General features: G+C 44.9%; 18 protein-coding genes. All 18 read left to right on the top strand.

Annotation, left to right across the window (positions count from 1 at the left end; all coding sequences use genetic code 11):
- Positions 1-294 precede the first annotated feature (294 nt).
- The 18 genes from proS (at position 295) to PHF32_01500 (ending at position 20,189) form a co-directional block, all read left to right on the top strand.
- Positions 295-1,818, top strand: coding sequence for a proline--tRNA ligase (proS, locus tag PHF32_01585; protein ID MDD4559424.1), 1,524 nt, complete (start codon positions 295-297; stop codon positions 1,816-1,818).
- Complete coding sequence (locus PHF32_01580; protein ID MDD4559423.1) at positions 1,802-3,046, top strand: competence/damage-inducible protein A; 1,245 nt, start codon at positions 1,802-1,804, stop codon at positions 3,044-3,046. The genes proS and PHF32_01580 overlap by 17 nt, the downstream gene beginning before the upstream one ends.
- Before the next feature lies 1 nt (position 3,047).
- On the top strand, positions 3,048-4,289 hold the full coding sequence (purD, locus tag PHF32_01575; GenBank protein ID MDD4559422.1) for a phosphoribosylamine--glycine ligase: 1,242 nt from the start codon (positions 3,048-3,050) through the stop codon (positions 4,287-4,289).
- 11 nt (positions 4,290-4,300) lie between these two features.
- Positions 4,301-9,322: a C25 family cysteine peptidase gene (locus PHF32_01570; protein ID MDD4559421.1), complete on the top strand. Its 5,022-nt coding sequence runs from the start codon at positions 4,301-4,303 to the stop codon at positions 9,320-9,322.
- A gap of 11 nt (positions 9,323-9,333) precedes the next feature.
- Positions 9,334-10,341: a hypothetical protein gene (locus PHF32_01565; protein ID MDD4559420.1), complete on the top strand. Its 1,008-nt coding sequence runs from the start codon at positions 9,334-9,336 to the stop codon at positions 10,339-10,341.
- Between the two features lie 8 nt (positions 10,342-10,349).
- Positions 10,350-11,123 carry a hypothetical protein gene (locus PHF32_01560; GenBank protein MDD4559419.1) on the top strand — a complete coding sequence of 258 codons (774 nt, stop codon included), beginning with the start codon at positions 10,350-10,352 and terminating at the stop codon, positions 11,121-11,123.
- 426 nt (positions 11,124-11,549) lie between these two features.
- Positions 11,550-12,032, top strand: a complete 483-nt coding sequence (locus PHF32_01555; GenBank protein ID MDD4559418.1) for an SLBB domain-containing protein — start codon at positions 11,550-11,552, stop codon at positions 12,030-12,032.
- 18 nt (positions 12,033-12,050) lie between these two features.
- On the top strand, positions 12,051-14,339 hold the full coding sequence (locus PHF32_01550) for a polysaccharide biosynthesis tyrosine autokinase (protein ID MDD4559417.1): 2,289 nt from the start codon (positions 12,051-12,053) through the stop codon (positions 14,337-14,339).
- Positions 14,299-15,144: a 4-(cytidine 5'-diphospho)-2-C-methyl-D-erythritol kinase gene (gene ispE, locus PHF32_01545; GenBank protein MDD4559416.1), complete on the top strand. Its 846-nt coding sequence runs from the start codon at positions 14,299-14,301 to the stop codon at positions 15,142-15,144. The genes PHF32_01550 and ispE overlap by 41 nt, the downstream gene beginning before the upstream one ends.
- Complete coding sequence (locus PHF32_01540; protein ID MDD4559415.1) at positions 15,129-16,076, top strand: ribose-phosphate pyrophosphokinase; 948 nt, start codon at positions 15,129-15,131, stop codon at positions 16,074-16,076. Before ispE ends, PHF32_01540 begins: the two co-directional genes overlap by 16 nt.
- 19 nt (positions 16,077-16,095) lie before the next feature.
- Positions 16,096-16,704: a 50S ribosomal protein L25 gene (locus tag PHF32_01535; GenBank protein MDD4559414.1), complete on the top strand. Its 609-nt coding sequence runs from the start codon at positions 16,096-16,098 to the stop codon at positions 16,702-16,704.
- A gap of 8 nt (positions 16,705-16,712) precedes the next feature.
- Positions 16,713-17,315, top strand: a complete 603-nt coding sequence (gene pth, locus PHF32_01530; GenBank protein ID MDD4559413.1) for an aminoacyl-tRNA hydrolase — start codon at positions 16,713-16,715, stop codon at positions 17,313-17,315.
- A complete protein-coding gene (gene rpsF, locus PHF32_01525; GenBank protein MDD4559412.1) occupies positions 17,308-17,601 on the top strand; it encodes a 30S ribosomal protein S6 in 294 nt (97 codons plus the stop codon). Before pth ends, rpsF begins: the two co-directional genes overlap by 8 nt.
- An 8-nt stretch (positions 17,602-17,609) precedes the next feature.
- Complete coding sequence (gene ssb, locus PHF32_01520; GenBank protein MDD4559411.1) at positions 17,610-18,056, top strand: single-stranded DNA-binding protein; 447 nt, start codon at positions 17,610-17,612, stop codon at positions 18,054-18,056.
- A gap of 8 nt (positions 18,057-18,064) precedes the next feature.
- Positions 18,065-18,301, top strand: coding sequence for a 30S ribosomal protein S18 (gene rpsR, locus PHF32_01515; GenBank protein ID MDD4559410.1), 237 nt, complete (start codon positions 18,065-18,067; stop codon positions 18,299-18,301).
- A gap of 5 nt (positions 18,302-18,306) precedes the next feature.
- The gene (locus tag PHF32_01510) at positions 18,307-19,143 is read left to right on the top strand and encodes a hypothetical protein (GenBank protein MDD4559409.1); all 837 of its coding nucleotides are present in this window, start codon (positions 18,307-18,309) and stop codon (positions 19,141-19,143) included.
- Positions 19,140-19,595 (top strand): 50S ribosomal protein L9, encoded by a 456-nt coding sequence (gene rplI, locus PHF32_01505; GenBank protein ID MDD4559408.1) that lies wholly within the window; start codon positions 19,140-19,142, stop codon positions 19,593-19,595. Before PHF32_01510 ends, rplI begins: the two co-directional genes overlap by 4 nt.
- 18 nt (positions 19,596-19,613) lie before the next feature.
- The gene (locus PHF32_01500; GenBank protein MDD4559407.1) at positions 19,614-20,189 is read left to right on the top strand and encodes a hypothetical protein; all 576 of its coding nucleotides are present in this window, start codon (positions 19,614-19,616) and stop codon (positions 20,187-20,189) included.
- Positions 20,190-20,213: the final 24 nt, after the last annotated feature.

The raw sequence follows: 20,213 nt of genomic DNA, 5'->3' as shown, positions 1-20,213 counted from the left end.
ATGCTCTGGAGTTCAAACACCTGTGCTATCTATCTCTGATAAAATAAGTTAAAGGGTAGCTTGGACTGTATGCAATGTATAGTATCCTCCCCAGTTATTTAAGTCCATTTAACCATATAACATAGAGGTATACAATAAGATACATAAGGTCAAATGAACTCCATTGCATTACTTGAGTTTATAAACCCTGTCATACGAAAGCAGATAATTAGGCCGGGCCAGCGGATACTAAAGTTCATTGACAGAATGACTGCATTTATCAATGTGACATCAGGCAAAAATCATGGAGTATTGATGAGCAAACAAAAGAAGACAGCTATAGAACCTACGCGAGAGCAAAATTATGCAGAATGGTACCAACAAGTTATTAAAAATGCTGATTTAGCAGAAAACAGCGATGTCCGCGGATGCATGGTTATAAAACCCTGGGGCTATGCAATATGGGAGAACATCCAGAGATCTCTAGATGTAATGTTTCGTGCTACAGGGCATCGTAATGCCTACTTCCCATTGTTTATCCCCAAATCCTACTTTGAAAAAGAAGCAGAGCATGTAGATGGTTTTGCCAAAGAATGTGCAGTGGTGACCCATTCGCGATTGGAGGATGACGGAGAGGGTGGTTTGAAGGTCGCAGGTGAATTGACCGAGCCGTTGATCGTGCGCCCAACCAGTGAAACAATCATCGGAGCATCATTTGCCAAGTGGGTAAATTCCTACCGTGATCTTCCCCTGTTGATCAATCAATGGGCGAATATTGTGCGCTGGGAAATGCGTACCAGGCTTTTCTTGCGTACCACGGAGTTTCTCTGGCAAGAAGGGCACACAGTGCATGAAACAGCGGAAGACGCAATGGACGAAACTCTGAAGATGTTGGAAGTATATGCCAGATTTGCCGCTGAGTACCTGGCTCTACCGGTGATAACCGGAGAGAAAACAGAAGGGGAGAAATTTCCCGGAGCCGTTAATACCTATTGTATTGAAGCCATGATGCAGGATAGAAAAGCACTTCAAGCAGGAACATCCCACTTTTTGGGACAAAACTTTGCCAAGTCCTCCGGCATCAAATTTCAAGGTCGCAACGGAGAGTTTGAGTATGCCTGGACTACATCTTGGGGTGTATCAACACGCTTGATCGGAGCGCTGATAATGGCGCATAGCGATGATAATGGTTTGGCATTGCCACCAAAGATAGCACCTTCACATATAGCAATTATACCGATCTTTCGAGATGAAGAAGAGAAAGCTGCGGTATTACAGTATTGCGAAAAGATCCAACAATTCTTCAGCAACGAGTACTTTGAGGACATCAGAATTTACTATGAATTGGACGACAGGGATCTTACCGGTAGTGAACGGAATTGGTATTGGATCAAGAAAGGGATCCCGCTCAGAATCGAGATTGGTCCCAGAGATATAGCCTCAGATTCTGTGATTGTTGCTCGCAGAGACCAAGAACCCCGCGAAAAACAAAGTGTTTCGCTGGCAGACTTAAAAGCTTATGTAATACAGAGTCTGAGCGAGATTCAGGAAAACTACTATCAGCGCGCACTGAGCTTTCGGAAAGAAAACACCAAGCAGATCGATGACAACAAAAAGTTCTATAAATTCTTCAGTCCCAAAAACGCTGAAATGCCAGAAATTCATGGTGGCTTTGCAGAATCTCACTGGTGCGGTGATGTAGCATGTGAAGAGAAAATAAAGGAAGATCTGAAAGTTACGATACGCTGTATCCCATTTGACGCTATTGAAGAAGAGGGGCGATGCATCTGTTGTGGCAAGACTTCCAAACGACGCGTAGTATTTGCCAAATCCTATTGATATGAAACTGAAAAGTGCGGTAATCAGCATCGGAAACGAGCTACTGATCGGGCGAACCCTGAACAGTAATCTCGCCTATCTGGGAGCGGGAATGGCGGAACTGGGCATACCGGTGGCGTACAGCTTGACCATCCAGGATGACTATGAGGCCATTCAAAAGGCAGTTCATGAGTGCTGGCAAAACTACGATGTTGTGATTAGCACCGGAGGTTTGGGTCCTACTCAGGACGATATCACCAAAGCAGCTATTGCTGAATACTTTGGTAAGGATATGCACTTCTGCGAGAATATCTGGCAACACATTCAGGATAGGTTTGCCCACCGCAATGTCACAATGCCCCTATCCAATCGCAGCCAGGCCATGGTGCCGGAAGGTTTTGAAGCTTTGAAGAACGACAGGGGTACTGCTCCAGGTTTGCATTATAACACCGATGGGAAGCATATATTTGTGCTACAGGGTGTACCTCTGGAGATGCGGTATATGTTCGAAAACTACATAAAGCCAATACTCAAACAAGCATATCACGAAGCTAAAGGGTTGGTGGTGCGAAATCTGCATACATATGGTATTGCTGAGTCTGCTTTGGCAGAATTGTTGGACCCCAAAGAGCTTCCGGAGGGAGTAAGCTTGGCTTGGCTTCCGCAAACAGGCAGAGTGGACTTGAGATTATACGGCGAGGATGCTGCGGCTATTGAGATTGCGGAGCAGTATCTGCACAGGCAGACCGGTGACTATGTATGGGGCTATGAAGATACAGTTCCAGCAGAATATCTGCTGCAATTGTTGAAGAAAAAAGAGTATAGCCTGGCGGTTGCAGAATCATGTACTGGGGGACTGGTTCAGCGTTTTATTACGGATATTCCGGGTTCTTCAGATGTGTTCCTGGGCGGAGTGGTAAGCTATGCGAATCGGATAAAAGCCGAGCTCTTGAAGGTAGATGAGTCCATATTACGGAGTTTTGGTGCCGTAAGTGAAGAATGCGCGCGGGCTATGGCGCAGGGGATACAAAGATTGCTCCGGGCAGATGTTGTGGTAGCTGTTACCGGCATCGCTGGTCCTGATGGGGGTTCAACAGATAAACCTGTGGGTACAGTATACTACTGTTGGCGAATCCAGGATAAAGAATATGCTTTACACAAGGTGTTCAATGGCGATCGAGAAAGCATACGCTACAAAGCCGCTGAAGCAGCAATCTTGGAATTAGCAAATACACTAAGGAATGAGTAACGTGAAAGTATTGATACTGGGAAGCGGAGCCAGAGAGCATGCGATAGCGGATGCCTTTGACCGTAGTCCTAAAACAAGCAAAATTTACGTAAGTCCAGGGAACGATGGAATAGCAGAAAGCTTTGAGTGCATAAAGCTGGAGGGATTTGAAGAGATCAGGAACTTCTGTGAGAATACAGGGATAGATCTAGTCTTCATCGGGCCCGAACAGCCAATTGCAGAAGGTCTGTCGGATTACCTGAAACAGCACTCGATCATGGTGTTTGCTCCTTCAAAAGCCGCCGCTGCAATAGAATATTCCAAAGAATTTGCAAAAAGGATCATGGGCAAGTATCACGTACCAACAGCCAGGTATCGGATCATCCGAGACATTAATGAAGCAGAGAGCATTCTGAAGTGCTTCAAGATGCCTGTAGTCCTGAAAGCTGATGGATTGGCAGCCGGTAAGGGAGTGGTGATATCTTCCGATCTTAGCGAAGCGATTAAGTCGTGTAAAGTACTCCTGGAGCAGAATTGCGGAGCAAATGGAGTGCTGGCGGAAGAATATCTGGACGGCTGGGAAGTATCCCTTTTTGCTATCTGTGACGGCGAAAACTTCCGTACTACTCTTTTTGCTCAGGATCATAAACAGTTGTACGATGGTGATTTTGGGCCAAATACAGGGGGTATGGGAGCATACTGTCCTGTACGCGAAGCTGAAGAATACCGGAAGTACATCGAAAATAAAATATTGGAACCAGTGCTAACTGCGTTAAGGGAAGAGCATTGCACATATAGCGGGATATTGTATATGGGCTTGATGATTACTACTGAAGGGCCGAAAGTGATAGAATTCAACTGCCGTTTGGGAGATCCAGAAACTCAGGTGCTATTACCTCTTTTAAAGACTGATATCATGGATATATGTGTGGCCGCATGCGATGGTAAGGTTGATCAACTGAAGCTGGAATGGGACTCACGTTGCGCAGTCGGAGTGGTATTGGCTGCTCCGGGATATCCAGGCACTTATCGGAAAGACATTCCGATATCAATACCGCAGCTCGAATCCCAATTGTACTTTGCCGGAGTGAAAAAAACAGAAAGTGGTTTACGCAGTTCCGGAGGAAGGGTGTTGACAGTATTAGCAATTGCTGACAGTTTGGTCGAAGCACGTGATAAAGTCTATGCAGATATAAATAAGATAAGTTTTCCGGAAATGGTCTATCGTAAAGATATCGGCCTTAGGGCAAACAAGCTTTCATGAAGGGAGTTATGATGAGAAGACTATATATATGCTTGCTGATCTTGTTGCCGCTTGTTCTCTTGGCAAATCCCATCAGCGTGGTAAACGAAAACAAGGATACTATTACTCTGAAGTTTGTGATGCCCGAGTACAATCTAACAGAAATCAATGTAGATGGTTTGCGATTCAAACGTCTGATGATGGATGATGGTGTAAGCACAGCGGACGAAGGCTATCCCGAACTGAGGATGTTTAGCGTTCCTATCGCTGTTCCCATCGATGGCGGAGCTTCTGCCCGCTTGCTATCTTCAGTACAAAACACTGTAACTGAAGTATTGATCCATCCTGTTCCAACTATGGATTTGCGGGACGAAATGCCGGTGTACAGTTCCAAGAGAGATTTTCGTGCTTATTCAAAAGCAGGTATGTATCCCACACAGGTGTTGGAAGTATCCAAACCGGCTTTTGTGGGAGATCGGAGATTTGTGACTCTTCGAATATACCCCTTTCAGTATAATGCTGCCGGCAAAGAGCTGAGAGTATATCAAGAGATGGAGATCAGTGTAAATATCTCCGGAACTAAGAGCCCCGCACAGAACTGGCAGCTTGGCTACAGCCCGATTGATGTAGCAGGCGATGCTTTTTTTGTGAATAATGCCAGTTCCAAAGCATGGCGTCAGCTACCAAAACAGGATTATCAATACGAAAGCCCCAAGGGATCTGAGAATCACGTGTCTGATATCCAGATAATCGTAGATAGCGAAGGCATATTCAAAGTTCAATACAGTAAGTTGAGAGATTTTATTGCGGAGATGACAGATTCACTGCAGGTGGAGATGAGTTGGAACATCGACCAGGTGGATCCACGTAATCTGGAATTGAGAGATGAGTATGGGCAAGTACCGATACACTTCCATGGAGAAGAGGACGGTAGCTTCGATAATGGCGATTTCTTCGAGTTCTTTGGCGATCGGCATTACGGAGACGAACGCTATAGTGACGATTATACGGCCGAAAATGTTTATACTTTAGGTGTGACAGAAGGATATGGAGCCCGCATGGCCGTAGAAAACGGAGGTTTGATCAGCAGTAATCCGATGGAGTATATGCTGGCGGATGCATATCTGGAATCTGTCCATTTTGAAAAACAATTGGTAAGCGATAAACTGGGAAGGGGATGGCAGAATAGTGATCAGGAGTTTTATCGTGAAGATGTGTGGTTTTGGGAAAAAATCAAGGCACCCAATCTGGAAATAGTTCCCATCGAATTGGAGTATCCCATTGATAGTGCAGTCCGCAAGGGGAACACAGAAATAGCTTTACATGGCCTTACATATAATGATACTCTCTCGGTAGGGCAGGTCGATCACGATGCATCCATCAGGATAAATCAGGCTATGGTGAACACTCATTCCTGGATTGGGCAAACTGAGAAGATCTTTCTAAACAAGGAACCGATTGCCAATTCGTTCTTTCACCACGGTACCAATAATGTCTATATCAGTCTTTCCGGAAACACAACGATGCTGGAGAAAGAACAGGTAATGTTGGATTACATCAAACTGCAGTATTGGAGAGAGTATAGAACCGACAGAGACTTCATTAAGTTTACTAAGCCCATTGATCGCCCCAATGGATTGTTCCAATTTGATATAGGAGGGTTTTCGTCTCCCAATGTATCTGTTTACAAGATTGGCTCCAGTGTGTTTAACGGCTTACAAATAGAGCCTTTTACAATGGATGGTACTGCTCCTTGGACCGTTAGTTTACAGGATAGTGTATCCTCAAATGCCGTCCTCTATTATGCCGTGGAAGAGGGTGCCAAAAAGAGCCCAAAACTACTGCGCATGAACCTGCCCTCAGATCTGAAGAATCCGATGAATTCAGCAAATGTGGTCGTGATTACTCCATATCAGTTTATGGAATCGGAAGGGACTCAGATGCTGACCGATCTCTGGTCTTCAGAAGGCCATACTGTGAAGACAGTAGATATTCAGGATATATATGATGAGTTCAACAACGGTATTGTGTCTGCCGAGGCAATTAAAGATTTTCTGACACACGCTTACAATCATTGGAGAACTCCCCGTTTGAGTCATGTAATTCTCTTGGGCGAAGGTATTGATGATACAAGGGACAACAGCCCTAGCCGCAAGTACAACCTGATTCCTGTAAAGAAGACTTGGACTTTCAAACATGGAGCAACTGCCAGCGATACCTGGTATGCCTGCATTGTGGGTGATGATTTGGTGCCGGATATCAGTCTTGCGCGCATCAATGTATGGACAGAAGAACAAATCTCAGACTATGCCCTGAAAGCTAAATCCTATCGAGACAATCTGTACACCAACCGTCAATGGAACAACCATGTTACATTAACTGCTGGAGGCAAGATAGACGATGGAAACGACATCTTCTCTCAGCAATCCGAGAGAATCCGCCGCAGAAGCATCCCAGAACACTATCGCGTAACTAGGGTATATACCAGTACTCAAACCGTCAGCAGCGAATATTTTGGGGGCACATTTGACTTGAAAGACGCAATAAATAGCGGTACTCAATTCGTCCAATTTATGGGGCACGGTGGCGGTCGTGTATGGGCAGATTACAACTTGTTTAACTTCAATGATGTGGCTACTTTGAACAATCAAGTCCTTCCGGTAGTACTATCTTTGGCATGTTATGCCTCAGCATTTGATACAAACGGTGCTGCATCGATATCTGAAGCGCTTATTGCTCAACCAGATAAAGGAGCAATCGTAACCTTGGGCTTTTCCGGATTGGGATACCTTATGCAGGATGAGGACTGGGGTCATGCCTTTAGTGAAGCTGCGTTCAAGATGGATTTCGATACCTTGGGAGAGGCATATGTATTTGCTCTGGCAAGGTACTATACGACCACTTCCAGCGCTGCCTCCAGATACGCCCTCACAAATGGGTCAGTCTATTTGGGGGATCCTCTGATAAGCTTGAACAAACCGATAGTGCATAACACAGTGGTTACTCAGAACCACAATCCGGAACCAGGAGAGTCCTTGAGCGTGCAAGCCCAATTCCCTGCTGATGTAGCAAGGGCTCGGATGTATATCATGAACGAGAATGAGACCGTAAAAAACGTGCCATACGACATAGATCTGGTCTCAGGTGAGTTCCTATCCAACTATGAAATACCTCAGGGCTCCAGTAACTATACAAACAAGATAATGGTATCGGGATATTCACCGGCCAAACAATATATTGGCACCACTTTCTACAGCGTGGGACGTCCTGCCGTAAAACACGAAGGATTTATTCCTGCCCAGCCTGTTTATACTGATTCTACGGTATTTATGGCAAGAGTCTTCAATCCCCAGGACATCATGAGCTTATATGTGGCAGTAAGAACCGATAGTGTCTATTACCCCAAAACACAAACGTGGGAAGTGCTATGGGAGAACTATTCCATGAGTCCGGATGCTGAAGACAACACCTTGTGGAAGACCGACACGAAGCTTCGCAAATTTCCGACCAAGCGTGAAATACCATTCAAGTATTATATCACGGATAAGGATACGCTGGTTTTTGAAAGCCCATTGCAGTCTTTCCACGTAGCAGGTCCGGATCTATTCCTTCAGGAGATACTTCTAGATGCAAACGATGGTATTCCTGTACTGAAAGTAAAATCGACCAATGTGGGGAACGCAGCGTCGCTTACAACTGATTTGAGGCTGTTCAAGAGGGTTAGAGATGTTTGGATAATGGTTTCGGAGCAGGATTTTGCTCCTCTGGATGTGGAAGAATACCGTTGGGATACTATCTCATTGGAAGATTTACCCAATGGTAACCATCAATTGGAAGTGAGAGTGAATACCACTTTTGTATTTCAGGAATGGGATTTCTTTGTAAACACAAACAACTACATTCCCATTGAAATACCTATGAATTACTTCAGTGTGGACAGCGGAGGAGCCAGCATCAACAGCCTAGACAACAACCTTACTTGTACTGTGCCTCCAGGATTTGTGAACTCCGGATCAGTTGGATTTGCTGTTAATGACTTGGATAATATCCAATTGCTGAATCAGCCTGATCTTCAAACAATCCTGATGCAGAATCCTGCGGAAGGCAGCGATCTCCAATTGTCCATCCCGTATGAGATCAAGCTGTTGAATACCAGTCTGGTGGATTCTCTGGGTTTCTTCGATAATGGCAAAAAGCTGAACCTCACATTCAAGTACAGCTCAAATGACGATGATACGCAAGACTTTGAATCTGAATACAGCTTCAAGATATATCGTTACAATACCGACTATCAGAAGTGGATTCTGGTAGGCGGACACATGGATCTGTCGAATGACACCGTAAGTTTTGAGGTGGCAAGACAGGGTACCTATTGCATATTCCGGAATACGGACAATACACCTCCAACAATAGAAGTGAACGTTCAGGATCAGGAATTTACTGTAGGCGGCTACGTGGCGGGAGACGGAGTGATCTCGTTGCTGTTGAGCGATGCCAACGGTATCGATTTGATCGACAACAGAATCCATCTATCTTTGAATGGTTCAGAAATTCCCGAAACAGATTATGTGATCAGCATCAATAAAGAGAACATCAATCGGGTACCGGTGAAGTATCAGCTCGATCTGCAGAAGGGAGATCACAACCTCAAGGTTGTTTGTACAGATCTAAACGGTAATGTTATGTCCCGTGAAGCTCAATTCATCGTAAACGACGAATTCAACATACTGAATATTGCCAATTATCCCAATCCGGTATTAGGCCAGGCTCAAGATCCCAAGAATGATGGTCGGACTCGTTTCACATATGTACTAACCGACTCTGCGGATGAGGTTTACATTAAAGTATATACTATTAGCGGCAGATTGGTGAAGACATTTAGGGATCTTCCTACGGGGGTGGGATATCATGAATATCCCAGAACCCTTTATGCATGGGACTGTAGGGACGAACAAGGCTTCCTTCTGGCGAATGGGACTTACTTCTATAGAGTGGTTGCCCGCCGGGGGAACAAGAAAATCGAGAAGACCATGAAAATGGCCATTCTGAGATAAGGGGAGCAGAGATGAAGAAGATATTCTTTCTTGGCCTTATGAGCTTGTTCTGCTGTGCACCAGCTTTTGCGGGCAGATATGCCGGTGACTTCATGATGATAGGCTCCGGAGTTCGCGCTTTGGGCATGGGTGGTGCTTTCTCGGCTCTGGCAGACGATGGTTCGGCGATCTATTGGAACAGCGGAGGGTTGTCCCAAATCCGCGATTCTGAAGTTCAGGTGATGCATGCTTTCCTGTACGGTAATTTGGCCAGCTATGATTATATGGGTTATGTGCAACCATTGCCGAATGATGTATCAATTGCCTTTAACCTAACCAGATTGTCTGTGGACGATATCCCCATATTCGACGAGAGCCATCTGGAGGGGACAGTGGATCAGAGAATCCAAAGCATTGCAAACCAATTGCCGGGAATACCGGACGGACACTTCCGATCAACGGACGATCTGTACCAGTTTGCGTTTTCCAAGAACATCAAGTTTGGTGTAAATATGGGCTGGCAGTTCTTTGAGATACCTTTTGAACTCGGCTTGGGCGGCAATGTGAAATTCATTCAACGCAAACTGAAAGACAACTTGGGTACGGGTACTGGATTTGATCTGGGAGTGAAGCTGCGTACCGATATGTCCGTACTGTTTGATGAGGATTACCTGGGCGATCTACATGTAGGTATCAATTTCCAAGATGTGGCAGGGACTACGATCAGCTGGGATACGAACAGCGAGATTCGGGATGAAGTTCTTTTCAATACCAAGGCCGGTGTCGCTCTGGTGCAGCCTTTGGAAAAGCTGAAAAGTACAATACTACTGGCCTATGACTACGATTATGTGTATGGCGGCACCAATCATTATGGGATAGAATGGAATTATGATAACAAAGCCAATCTGCGTTTGGGTTATTACGATACAAATTTCAGTTGTGGCGCCAGCGTGAAAGTATATGGTGTGATGCTGGATTATGCCCTTATCACAAACCCGGTTGGGATAACCAACAGACTGGGTTTGAGAATCAGTTTTTAGGAGTAATAATGAGAAACATTATATGGATTGTTCTTATAGCCCTTATGTTGGGCTCCTGTTCTGGTGAAGACGAAATCGGAAAGGATAACATTCCTCCGGTAAAGCCCGTTTTGATCGCTCACCGGGGTGATACCGGTGACGGTGTTTTCTTCTTGGACGAAGACACTTATATCACATTGAACGATGAAAATAACGGTATCGACACCGTTCCAGAAGGTGACATGATCCACCTTACTTGGGAACCTTTTGTCGATAACGATCTAAGTTACTTGAAAATATACCGTTATTCCGATATCGAACCGGATCCGCTGGAGCTGGCTCAAGTCCCAGCAAGTAATCGGGACTATCTCGATCAAAATGACTTGGTGGAAAAGCACTGGTATTATTACTATATTGAACTGTTTGACATTAGCGGGAATAGCAGTATATCGGACACTGTGCATTATGCCATTCTGAGTAAGCCAGGATTGATATCTCCGGAGAACAATGCGTATGTGAATCTTAATACTCCGGAAGGTCTCAGCTTTGTGTGGGGCTTAGCAGATGATAGTATTGGTTTCTATCGCGTTCTTGTATGGGACGAGAACAACGATCTGCTTTGGAGTAATGATTTCGACTTGGCTACAGAAGATCCGCCTTTGTCTCTAAAGCTACCGCAGCTTAATCCCCCAATCGCATCGGGAAGCGTATTACGCTGGCGAGTAGATTACTTTGTTTTGGATGGGGATAAACAGATGTATATGGGCTCGGAATCCTTGGAACGGGTCTTTACTGTTTTATAATCTAGTGACTCAAGGCATGAATGTTGTTTTGTTGTTGCACTGCCAAATTCCAATCTCCCAGATACTTCTGCCGATGATTCAGAAGCTTCATTCCTCTTTGGGTTATCGATACTTGAACCTGATATCATCGGGTGATCATCGGGTGAGCACAGGATGATAACACCTTGATATCAGCTTCAACACTGGATCGAACAAAGGGGAAGATAAAAATGACTCAAAGGCTCCTTTCGGTCGCTGTAGAAATACGGAGATTGCCATCTCATGCTTGACATGACACTAGACTCGTCTTGGAAATCCCATGATTTGCTCAAGAGTGTAACCAGCCCGATGATGTACAATACAGGTACCACAAAACAACATTATAAGAAAATGCTTGACTGGAAAGACAAGCTTAGGATTTTTACGTAAAATGCGAAAGAGGAAAATGTGAAGAAGATTCTGTTTGCGATCCTATTGATCTGTATTGGTTTAAGTCTATTTGGTCAGACCACTTCGACCTTTACACCGTCGAGCAATATTTCGGCATATACATTCGATGGCAGTAGAAGTGGGGTAGAAAAGCTCAAGATGAATACATTTATTTTGGGCCAAGTAGCAAAACCAGGGCTCTATGTAGTGCCGGACGACACTGATTTTCTTACCTTGCTGGCTCTGGCCGGTGGTCCAAAGGAAGACGCAAAGCTCTCAAAAATCAGGATAGTACGACCCAGCGAAGAAGGGGAAAAAGTAGTGTGGGTGAACTTTAAAAAGTACATGGAAACCGGAGATGCGGCATTGATTCCAGTAATGAAGCCCGGTGACACCATCGTCGTTTCCGGAACAATATTCTATGCATTCTCAAGAGTGGCAGATTTCCTCTCGAAAGCAGCAGTCACACTCAGCGTGTACAATCTTGTTACTGGATTATAATCTCTAAGGAAGGCATAAGTGGAAAATCAATATCAAAACCAACAGCCCTTGCAAGACGAAATTAAACTTTCAGATTATATACGGATAATCCTGCAATACCGCTATCTGATCGTATTGGTATTTGTGCTCGTGATGGCAGTTACAATTGTATATACTGCAAGACAAGACAAGATCTATTCAGCTTCTTCACGCATCATGCTGGAAGACCAGAATCAAGGAGCGGAATTCCTCTTTATGGGTGCTTCCGGGATGGGAAAAAACAGCATCAACAATCAGATTGAGATCATAAAAAGCCGTCCCACTCTCACCTTAGCTTGGGAAATCATGAAAAAGTATCCCGATTGGGATCTTTTCCCCATAGCATCCCGTGAGAATCCTGCTGCGGCACTAGACGAAGTGAAGGTGGAATCCAAACGTGAAACAGATCTTCTCACTATTTCCATAGAATCCACTAGCCCGTCTGAAGCACAAGCCGCCGTGAATGCCATAGCCGAAGCTATTCAGCAGCAAAACACTCAATTTGCGCGCTTGGAATACACTACTATCCGGGAGTTCCTGGAAACTCAGTTGGATGCCATCAGCAGGCGCTTACAGGCTTCTGAGAATGATTTGAGGGAGTTCAAGAACTTAAACCGCCTTACTGAATTGACCGCTGAAACAGAAAAACTGATCGAACAATCTTCCGAGCTTGAAGCCGAATTGGAGGCTTCTCTCACGGATATGGCCGTGAAAGCCAAAAGCCTGGACTTGATAACCAAGCAATTGCGAGATCAAGATTCCCTTTTGGTCGATATCGACAACATGATCAAGACGCCATACATCACAGAGTTGCGGAAACAAGTGGTGGAAACTCAAGCGCTCATCACCAAGCTACTCACCAAAAACGAATATCCTCTGGATCATCCCCAGATATTACTCCTGAATCGTGAATTGGAGAATACGCGGGCAAACTTGGATCGGGAAATACGCAAGCTAGTAAGTGTATCCATTTCCGCGGATCCTCTTTCCACCAGAAGTGACTTAGTAAATCGCTTGCTTCAGGCCAATGTGGATATGGAATTAGCCCGTACCAGAGTGAATGGCTTGGAACAAACTAAAGAGATGTATGAACAGCGCATTATCTCTTTACCCAACACTGAGCTTGAGTTGGCGAGACTTTCCCGGAACATGATGCTGGATAGTAAGATCCATGGCATTATGATGGAGAAGTATGAAGATGCCAAGATAGCCGAGCAAGCAAAAGTGGGAAATATCCGTATCATCGATTATGCTACTCGTCCGGATGTTCCCATCAAACCCCGGGTATCGGGGAACATTCTTGTCGGTATCATCCTGGGTCTTGGTTTGGGCGTTGGTGCTGCTTTCCTGGTACATTCTCTGGATACGAAACTGCGTACACTGGAAGACATGGAAAGCTTTGTAAGACTACCGATTGTGGGTACTATCCCCGTTATTCGTGAAGCTGAAAGCAAACTTGCTGAATTTAACGATATGATCGAGAAAAGCGAGGGAGAAGCCCGGGCACAATTGGCAAAATCCATGCACTTCGTGATGCAGCAACTGGTTTCGCACTATGCTCCCAAATCCCCCATTGCAGAAGCATATCGTACACTGCGTACAAACATTCTATCCCGTAAAGCCGAGGGCAGTACTTCCCTTTTGGTTACTTCCTCTGGTCCCAAAGAAGGTAAATCCACTTCTATAGCGAACCTTGCCATCACTTTGGCGCAGATGAACTCAAGAGTGGTTTTGGTGGATATGGATATGAGACGTCCTACCATTCATACCAGGTTTGATCTGGATAAAGAGAACGGTTCCAGCGACTATCTTATCGATGCAGATTTGAAGGTGGAACAAGTGGTAAAAGAATCCGGCATCATGAATCTGGATATCATTACCAGCGGATTTGTGCCGCCCAACCCCTCTGAATTGATTGCCTCAAACAGATTTGACCAGATGATCAGAGAGCTCAAATCCATGTATGACTACATACTCTTTGATACTCCGCCCGTGATCGCTGTAACGGACGCTCTGATCCTTACCAAAAAGGTCGATATGACCTTTGTAGTTGTTCGGTGCGGATTCACCGATAAGGGCATCATCAAACGCACTAAAGAACTAATGGAGAACATCGATGCCAGGATCGACGGAATCATCGTTAACGGCATCTACGTCCAAAAGTACTATAACAAGCAGAACTACTACTATTATTACTACTATTATTACTATTACTATGGTGATGAGGTACCCAAAAAGCAACGGAAGAATGTTAACCGCTTCTTACGCAAAAATAAATCTATTTCTTGAGATACTGGGACGCCTTCCCGGTAACTACCACCAGGTCAATACTGTACTCAGCAGTATTGACCTTTTTGACAGTATCAAATATGCTTTGACAAAAAGTAGGGCCATAATACTGTGGTCTTCTATTGCTGAACTAGACGGTCAAAGCAATCTCATCTACCGGATAGCCAAGTATTTACAAGATGAGTACAAAGTTGACTGCGGTGTGGATATTCACTTGAAAAAGAGGATTCCCATAGCAGCCGGTTTAGGTGGAGGAAGCTCCAATGCTGCTAATGCTATTGAGTCACTTGATCGCCTTTGGCAATTGAACCTTGATCCGGCTGCAAAAGAACGCATTGCTGCCATGTTTGGCAGCGATATCAACTTCTTTCTGCACGGCGGAACGGCCCTTGGTGAAAATAGAGGTGAAAAGATATCCCCAATGGATGATATCAAGATTGATAACATTTTGTTGGTGAATCCCGGCATTGCTATCTCTGCCGGTACTGCTTATGGCGCTGTGGAACTCCCTGTTCCCGGCGAGGCAAAGCTGTTTGATGCCCTTCACCCTATTGCCACGATGTATAACAGACTTGAACCCGGTGTACGCAAGCTATACCCAGAAGTTGATCGCTTATTGATCGAGCTTGATGATTTCGGTGCAATCAAGAGTATGTTAAGCGGAAGTGGTTCCACCTGCTTTGGAATTTTTGAAGACGTAAAGACAGCTGAGTTATGCGCAGCTCACTTTGCACAAAAGGGTTATTTTACCCATCTAACCAGAACCAAAACACGAAGAGAGTACCAAAGATGTTTTCAAAGTTAAAACTAATCACGGGTAATGCGAACCTACCTTTAGCGGAGGAAGTAGCAAGACATGCAGGCATCCCTTTGGGCGACATAGATTTGTTTAAGTTTTCGAACGACGAATCCTTCGTGAAGATCAACGACAATGTGCGAGGTGCTGATGTCTTTGTGATCCAGCCCACCAGTTATCCGGTAAACGATAACCTGATGGATTTGCTGATTATTATTGACGCTCTGAAACGAGCCAGTGCCCAAAGAATCAACTGCGTGATACCCTATTATGCTTATGCTCGCAGCGACAAGAAAGACCAGCCCCGAGTGCCAATCACGGCAAAACTGGTGGCTGATCTCATTACTGTGGCAGGAGCAGATCGCGTGGTTACGGTTGATTTGCATGCTGACCAGATTCAGGGATTCTTCAATATCCCAGTGGATCATCTCTATGCCATTCCGTCTTTTGCTCGCTATTTTAAGAGCATAATGCAGATGGAAGACATCGTAGTGGTTTCTCCTGATTCTGGAGGGGCAAACCGCGCACGAGCACTGGCCAAGAGGCTCAATTGTGGCCTGGCAATCGGAGATAAAAGACGTAGCGGAAACAACGATCAAACAGAGCTGTTGAACATCATTGGTGACGTTGCCGGGAAGACAGCTATCCTATACGACGACATCATCGATACAGGAGGCAGTTTGATCAAAGTTGCCAAAGCATTGCAGGAACAAGGAGCCAAAAAGATCTTTGCCGCTTGCACTCACGGAGTATTATCCGGCAAAGCGGTTAACCTCATAGAAGCATCTCCTATTGAGAAGCTTTTTGTTACAAACACGATCAAGCTGGATGAACACAAACGAAGCTGCCTGAAGATTGTACAACTCTCCATTGCGGAAATGTTGGCAATTGCCATCAAAAAAATCCACATTGGTGAATCCATAAGCCTGTTATTTAGATAGTAAATAAATGGAGGAATAAATGATATTTACTCTTACCGCAGAAACAAGAAACACCGTAAAGAAAAGTGACCTTACTCAGTTACGCGCCAGCGGAATGATCCCAGCAGTTCTATATGGTGGAGGAATGGAAGCGCTGAAGCTTTCCATAAACAGCAATGAATTTATAAAGTGCTACAAAAAGAGCTTTACGGATCTGGCCTTCTACGAGCTGAATCTGGATGGCAAGAAGTACCACACTATATTGAAAGACAAGCAAATGCACCCTGTACGCAGAGACTTTTTGCATCTTGATTTCTTCGTAGTGGATGCAGAAAGCACCATCGAAGTAGATATCCCCGTAGCCTACACGGGAGAAGCAGCCGGAATCAAGGAAGGCGGTTTCATGGATATAATCCAACGTACGGTAAAAGTGGTATGCAAAGCTAATGACGTTCCAGAAGGTTTGGAACTGAATGTAAGCGAAATGAAAGTTGGAGATACCAAACATATCGGAGATCTGCCCAAGGGAACTTGGCATTACAAAGAGGCCGATGATGTCACTCTTGTGGTTATCCATGCGAAAGCATCAGCCCTACCTGATACTCCCGCTGAAGAAGCTCCTTCTGCAGAGAAAAAAGAAGAAGCTTAGAACGCAGAATGAAGTTGATCCTGGCTTTGGGGAATCATCCTCCCCGCTACCAAAAGACCAGACACAATATTGGTTTTATTGCTTTGAACCGATGGGCTCTTACGCATAACTTGAGCTTCAGTCATAGTGAGCTTTACGATTATATTGTGTATAGACAGGTAGTAGCGATCAAACCCAGGACCTTCATGAATCTAGTTGAAAAGGCTCTCAAAGAGGTACTATTACGCTGGAAAATCTCCGAGATTCTAGTTTTGCACGATGATATCGAACTGGCTCCAGCACATCTGCGGATTCGCAGCGGTGGGGGAGATGGCGGGCACAACGGCCTGAAATCCCTATTCAATGTGATGCCTCCTTCAGACCTGAAGAGAATCAGGATTGGAATTGGGCGCTCACAAAGCCTTCCAGCCGACAAATATGTCCTGGACGAATTTGCCGATGAAGAGCTGGCTGCTTATGACGAGAGTCTATCCTTGGTGTCCAGATTTCTAGATACCTATGTAAGTGATGACTTCAACGCTATGTTGAACGAATATAGTAAATGGAAAAAATCCTATTCCGATGGCAAGAACGTCGGAATCAAAAGTCCAAAGGAGGAAAAGGATGATTAAAGATTACGAACTCATGATGATTTTATCTCCAAAGCTTTCCGCTGAAAAAGCAGATGCAGCCCATGATGCTGCTCTTAGCCTTTTGCGTGAAGCCGGTGCTGAGATCATCAAGACTGATGCTTGGGGAAAGCGCATGCTTGCGTATCCCATCGAAAAGCATCTGGAAGCGTATTATTATGTGAACTACATGAAGATGGACAGCCTTGCTGTAAAGGCCATCAAACAGCAGTTCAACATCAATGAAAACATAATCCGACATATGTTCGTTGCTCATGACGAGAAATAGGAGGAATTATGGCAGACCTAAGATTACCCAGACTAAACAAGTTCATCTGCAGTGGCCGTATAGCCAATGATTTGGAACTGAAATTTACCCCCAAGGGTACCCCTGTAATCCGTATCACTCTGGCTTCAGACAGATCTTATAAAGACGACTCTGACCAGTGGCAGACAGTAACAAGCTGGATCGATTGCGTAGCTTGGAATAAAACTGCCGAGATGATTGCCAACACTGCCCACAAGGGTAGCGCGATCATCGTTGAAGGTCGTATTGACACCAGGAACTGGACTGATCAAAACAACCAAAACCGCAAAAGCACTGAAGTAAATGTCGAAGCAGTGCACTTCCTTGAATGGCCTCTCCGCGATGGAGAAGCTCCTCAAGGTCACAATGAAGCGCCAATGCCAAGCGAAGCGCCAGCTCATTCCAAAAGTGTCACCGACGATGATGTCCCATTTTAGGAGAAACAATGAATTTCAGCGATAGAAAGAAAAAGTTCACTCGCCGTAAATACTGTAAGTTCTGTGCCAATCCTGATCTTGTAATCGATTACAAGAACATCGATCTGATGCGTCAATACACTTCTGACGTTGGTAAGATCGAAGCAGCACGTCTCACCGGAACCTGCGCCAAACACCAGCGCAAGCTTACCACCGAGATCAAACGTGCCCGTCAGATGGCTCTGATCCCTTACGTTGTAGAATAAATACGATGTTCCTGCTACCCTTCCTGAGCGGAACTATGTCGCTATTGAGTCCCTTCCTGGGGATGATAATGGTGATGTATATCAGCGCCAAAATGTTGGGCCCTGCTTTGGTATCTCCGCAAAGAGCGATAGTATTGTTCTTTGTGATGCCGATCCTGGTTCTGCTGATGGACGGACGTCACGGAGACATTCCACTGATTGCTTCTGATGCGATTTTTGGAGTGGGTTTGGTGATCTACGTTTTTTTGCTTACTCTCAGGCGCAATCAGGTGCTCAGTGAGGCTTTACTTGCTGGGATATTAGTGATAATAGTTTATTCACTTGCCAGGATGTACATCTTTGGCGGGATCCTAAGCAAGGCCTATTTGGAAGGGATGCAGATGATACAGGAGCAGATGCCAGCTTTCCTGGATAATGAATACACGCAGCTTAGCGCCAGGATGTGGGAAAACTTGATGCCCGCATTCTGGGGTGTAGGGCAGATTGTTGCCCTTTTGATCGGCTATATCATCTTTCACCGCACAATCCATATACCGTTTGTGCCGGCGGATATGAAATTCACAGTATTCTACAATATCCTGATTTTGGCATCGCTTCCCTTGTATATGTTTGAAGCTACAAAGACAGTATTTGTAAACACTCTGATCCTACTCTGCACCGTGCCCTTGACCCAGGGTTTCTTCCTGGCCTGGACATTCGTATCCAGAATAGTATCTAATAATATCATAAAAAGCATAATCATGTTTGTATTGCTGATATATGCTTTTATTCCGCTCATTCTCATCGGTTTTGCCGATAGCTGGATGAGTAGCAACAAAACGCGTGGAGGAAATACCGCATGAAAGTAATCTTGCTCGAAAACATAGAAAAATTGGGTAATCAAGGCGAAGTAGTAAACGTAAAACGGGGATATGCCAGAAACTATCTAGTCCCTAGGGACTTCGCTCGTTACGCCACACCTTATAATATGAAACGCTTGGGCAGTATTCAGGAAGAGCTCAAAGCAATAGAAGAAAAAAATATCCTGGAGTTAAAAAACCTTGCCGAAAAAATAGCTTCTGTAAAACTGACATTTAACCGCAAAGTGGATGAACAGGGAAACATGTTTGGCTCAGTTTCAGAGAACGATATCGTTCATGCCCTGAAAGCAGAGGGAGTGGACATACACCGTTCAACGGTGCAAATGGAGCACCATATCAAGGAACTGGGAGATCATAGCATTTCCATCAGGCTACACAAAGAGGTAGTCACAAATCTGGCTTTTGTGGTTCAAGCAGAAACCGAAGTTGAATAATATTCCCGGGAGGTTCCCATGCATGATACATTGTACAAGATCAAGCAGATAGCCACAGTGGTTATCTTCATCGCGGTTCTATCCACGGTGGGGATGATTACCGAGCGTCCGATTATGATGCTTGCATACGCTGCATTCTTTCTGGTGTTGAGTGTACTTGTATATTTTTCACTGAAGAACAATCAAAGACACTTTGAGGTAACGTATCGTTCAAACAAAGGCCTTAAAAGGATAGTGGCTGCGATTCTGATGATCCTGGCCATTGTAACACCTTTGATTATCGCTACACGTACCAGTGTGATCAGTCTGCCGCAAACCCTGAGCTCCGGTGTTGTGATTCCCATGATGCTTGGTCTCAGCATTCTGTTTATCCTGATGATCTTGGTAACCGTGTACCTGATCAACAGAAAAGGTACGACCGCGGCCAAACGTGCCATCGGATACATAGTATTTATTATCGCTTCTATGATCCCCGGTTTGCTGATGTCCCTCGTGGACAGCACCACCATGGGTATCGGATCGGTTTACTATGTAGCTATGGCAGTATTGATCCTGGCTTACAACGCCTTTGGTCTTTACTTCAACCAAGAATAACACAGTATTAAGCGGGAGTATGTC

This window comes from Candidatus Cloacimonadota bacterium (assembly GCA_028706475.1).
Taxonomy (GTDB): Bacteria; Cloacimonadota; Cloacimonadia; order Cloacimonadales; family Cloacimonadaceae; genus UBA5456.
Note: the sequence above shows the minus strand (reverse complement) of the source record. Positions and strands in the feature narration are given on the sequence as shown.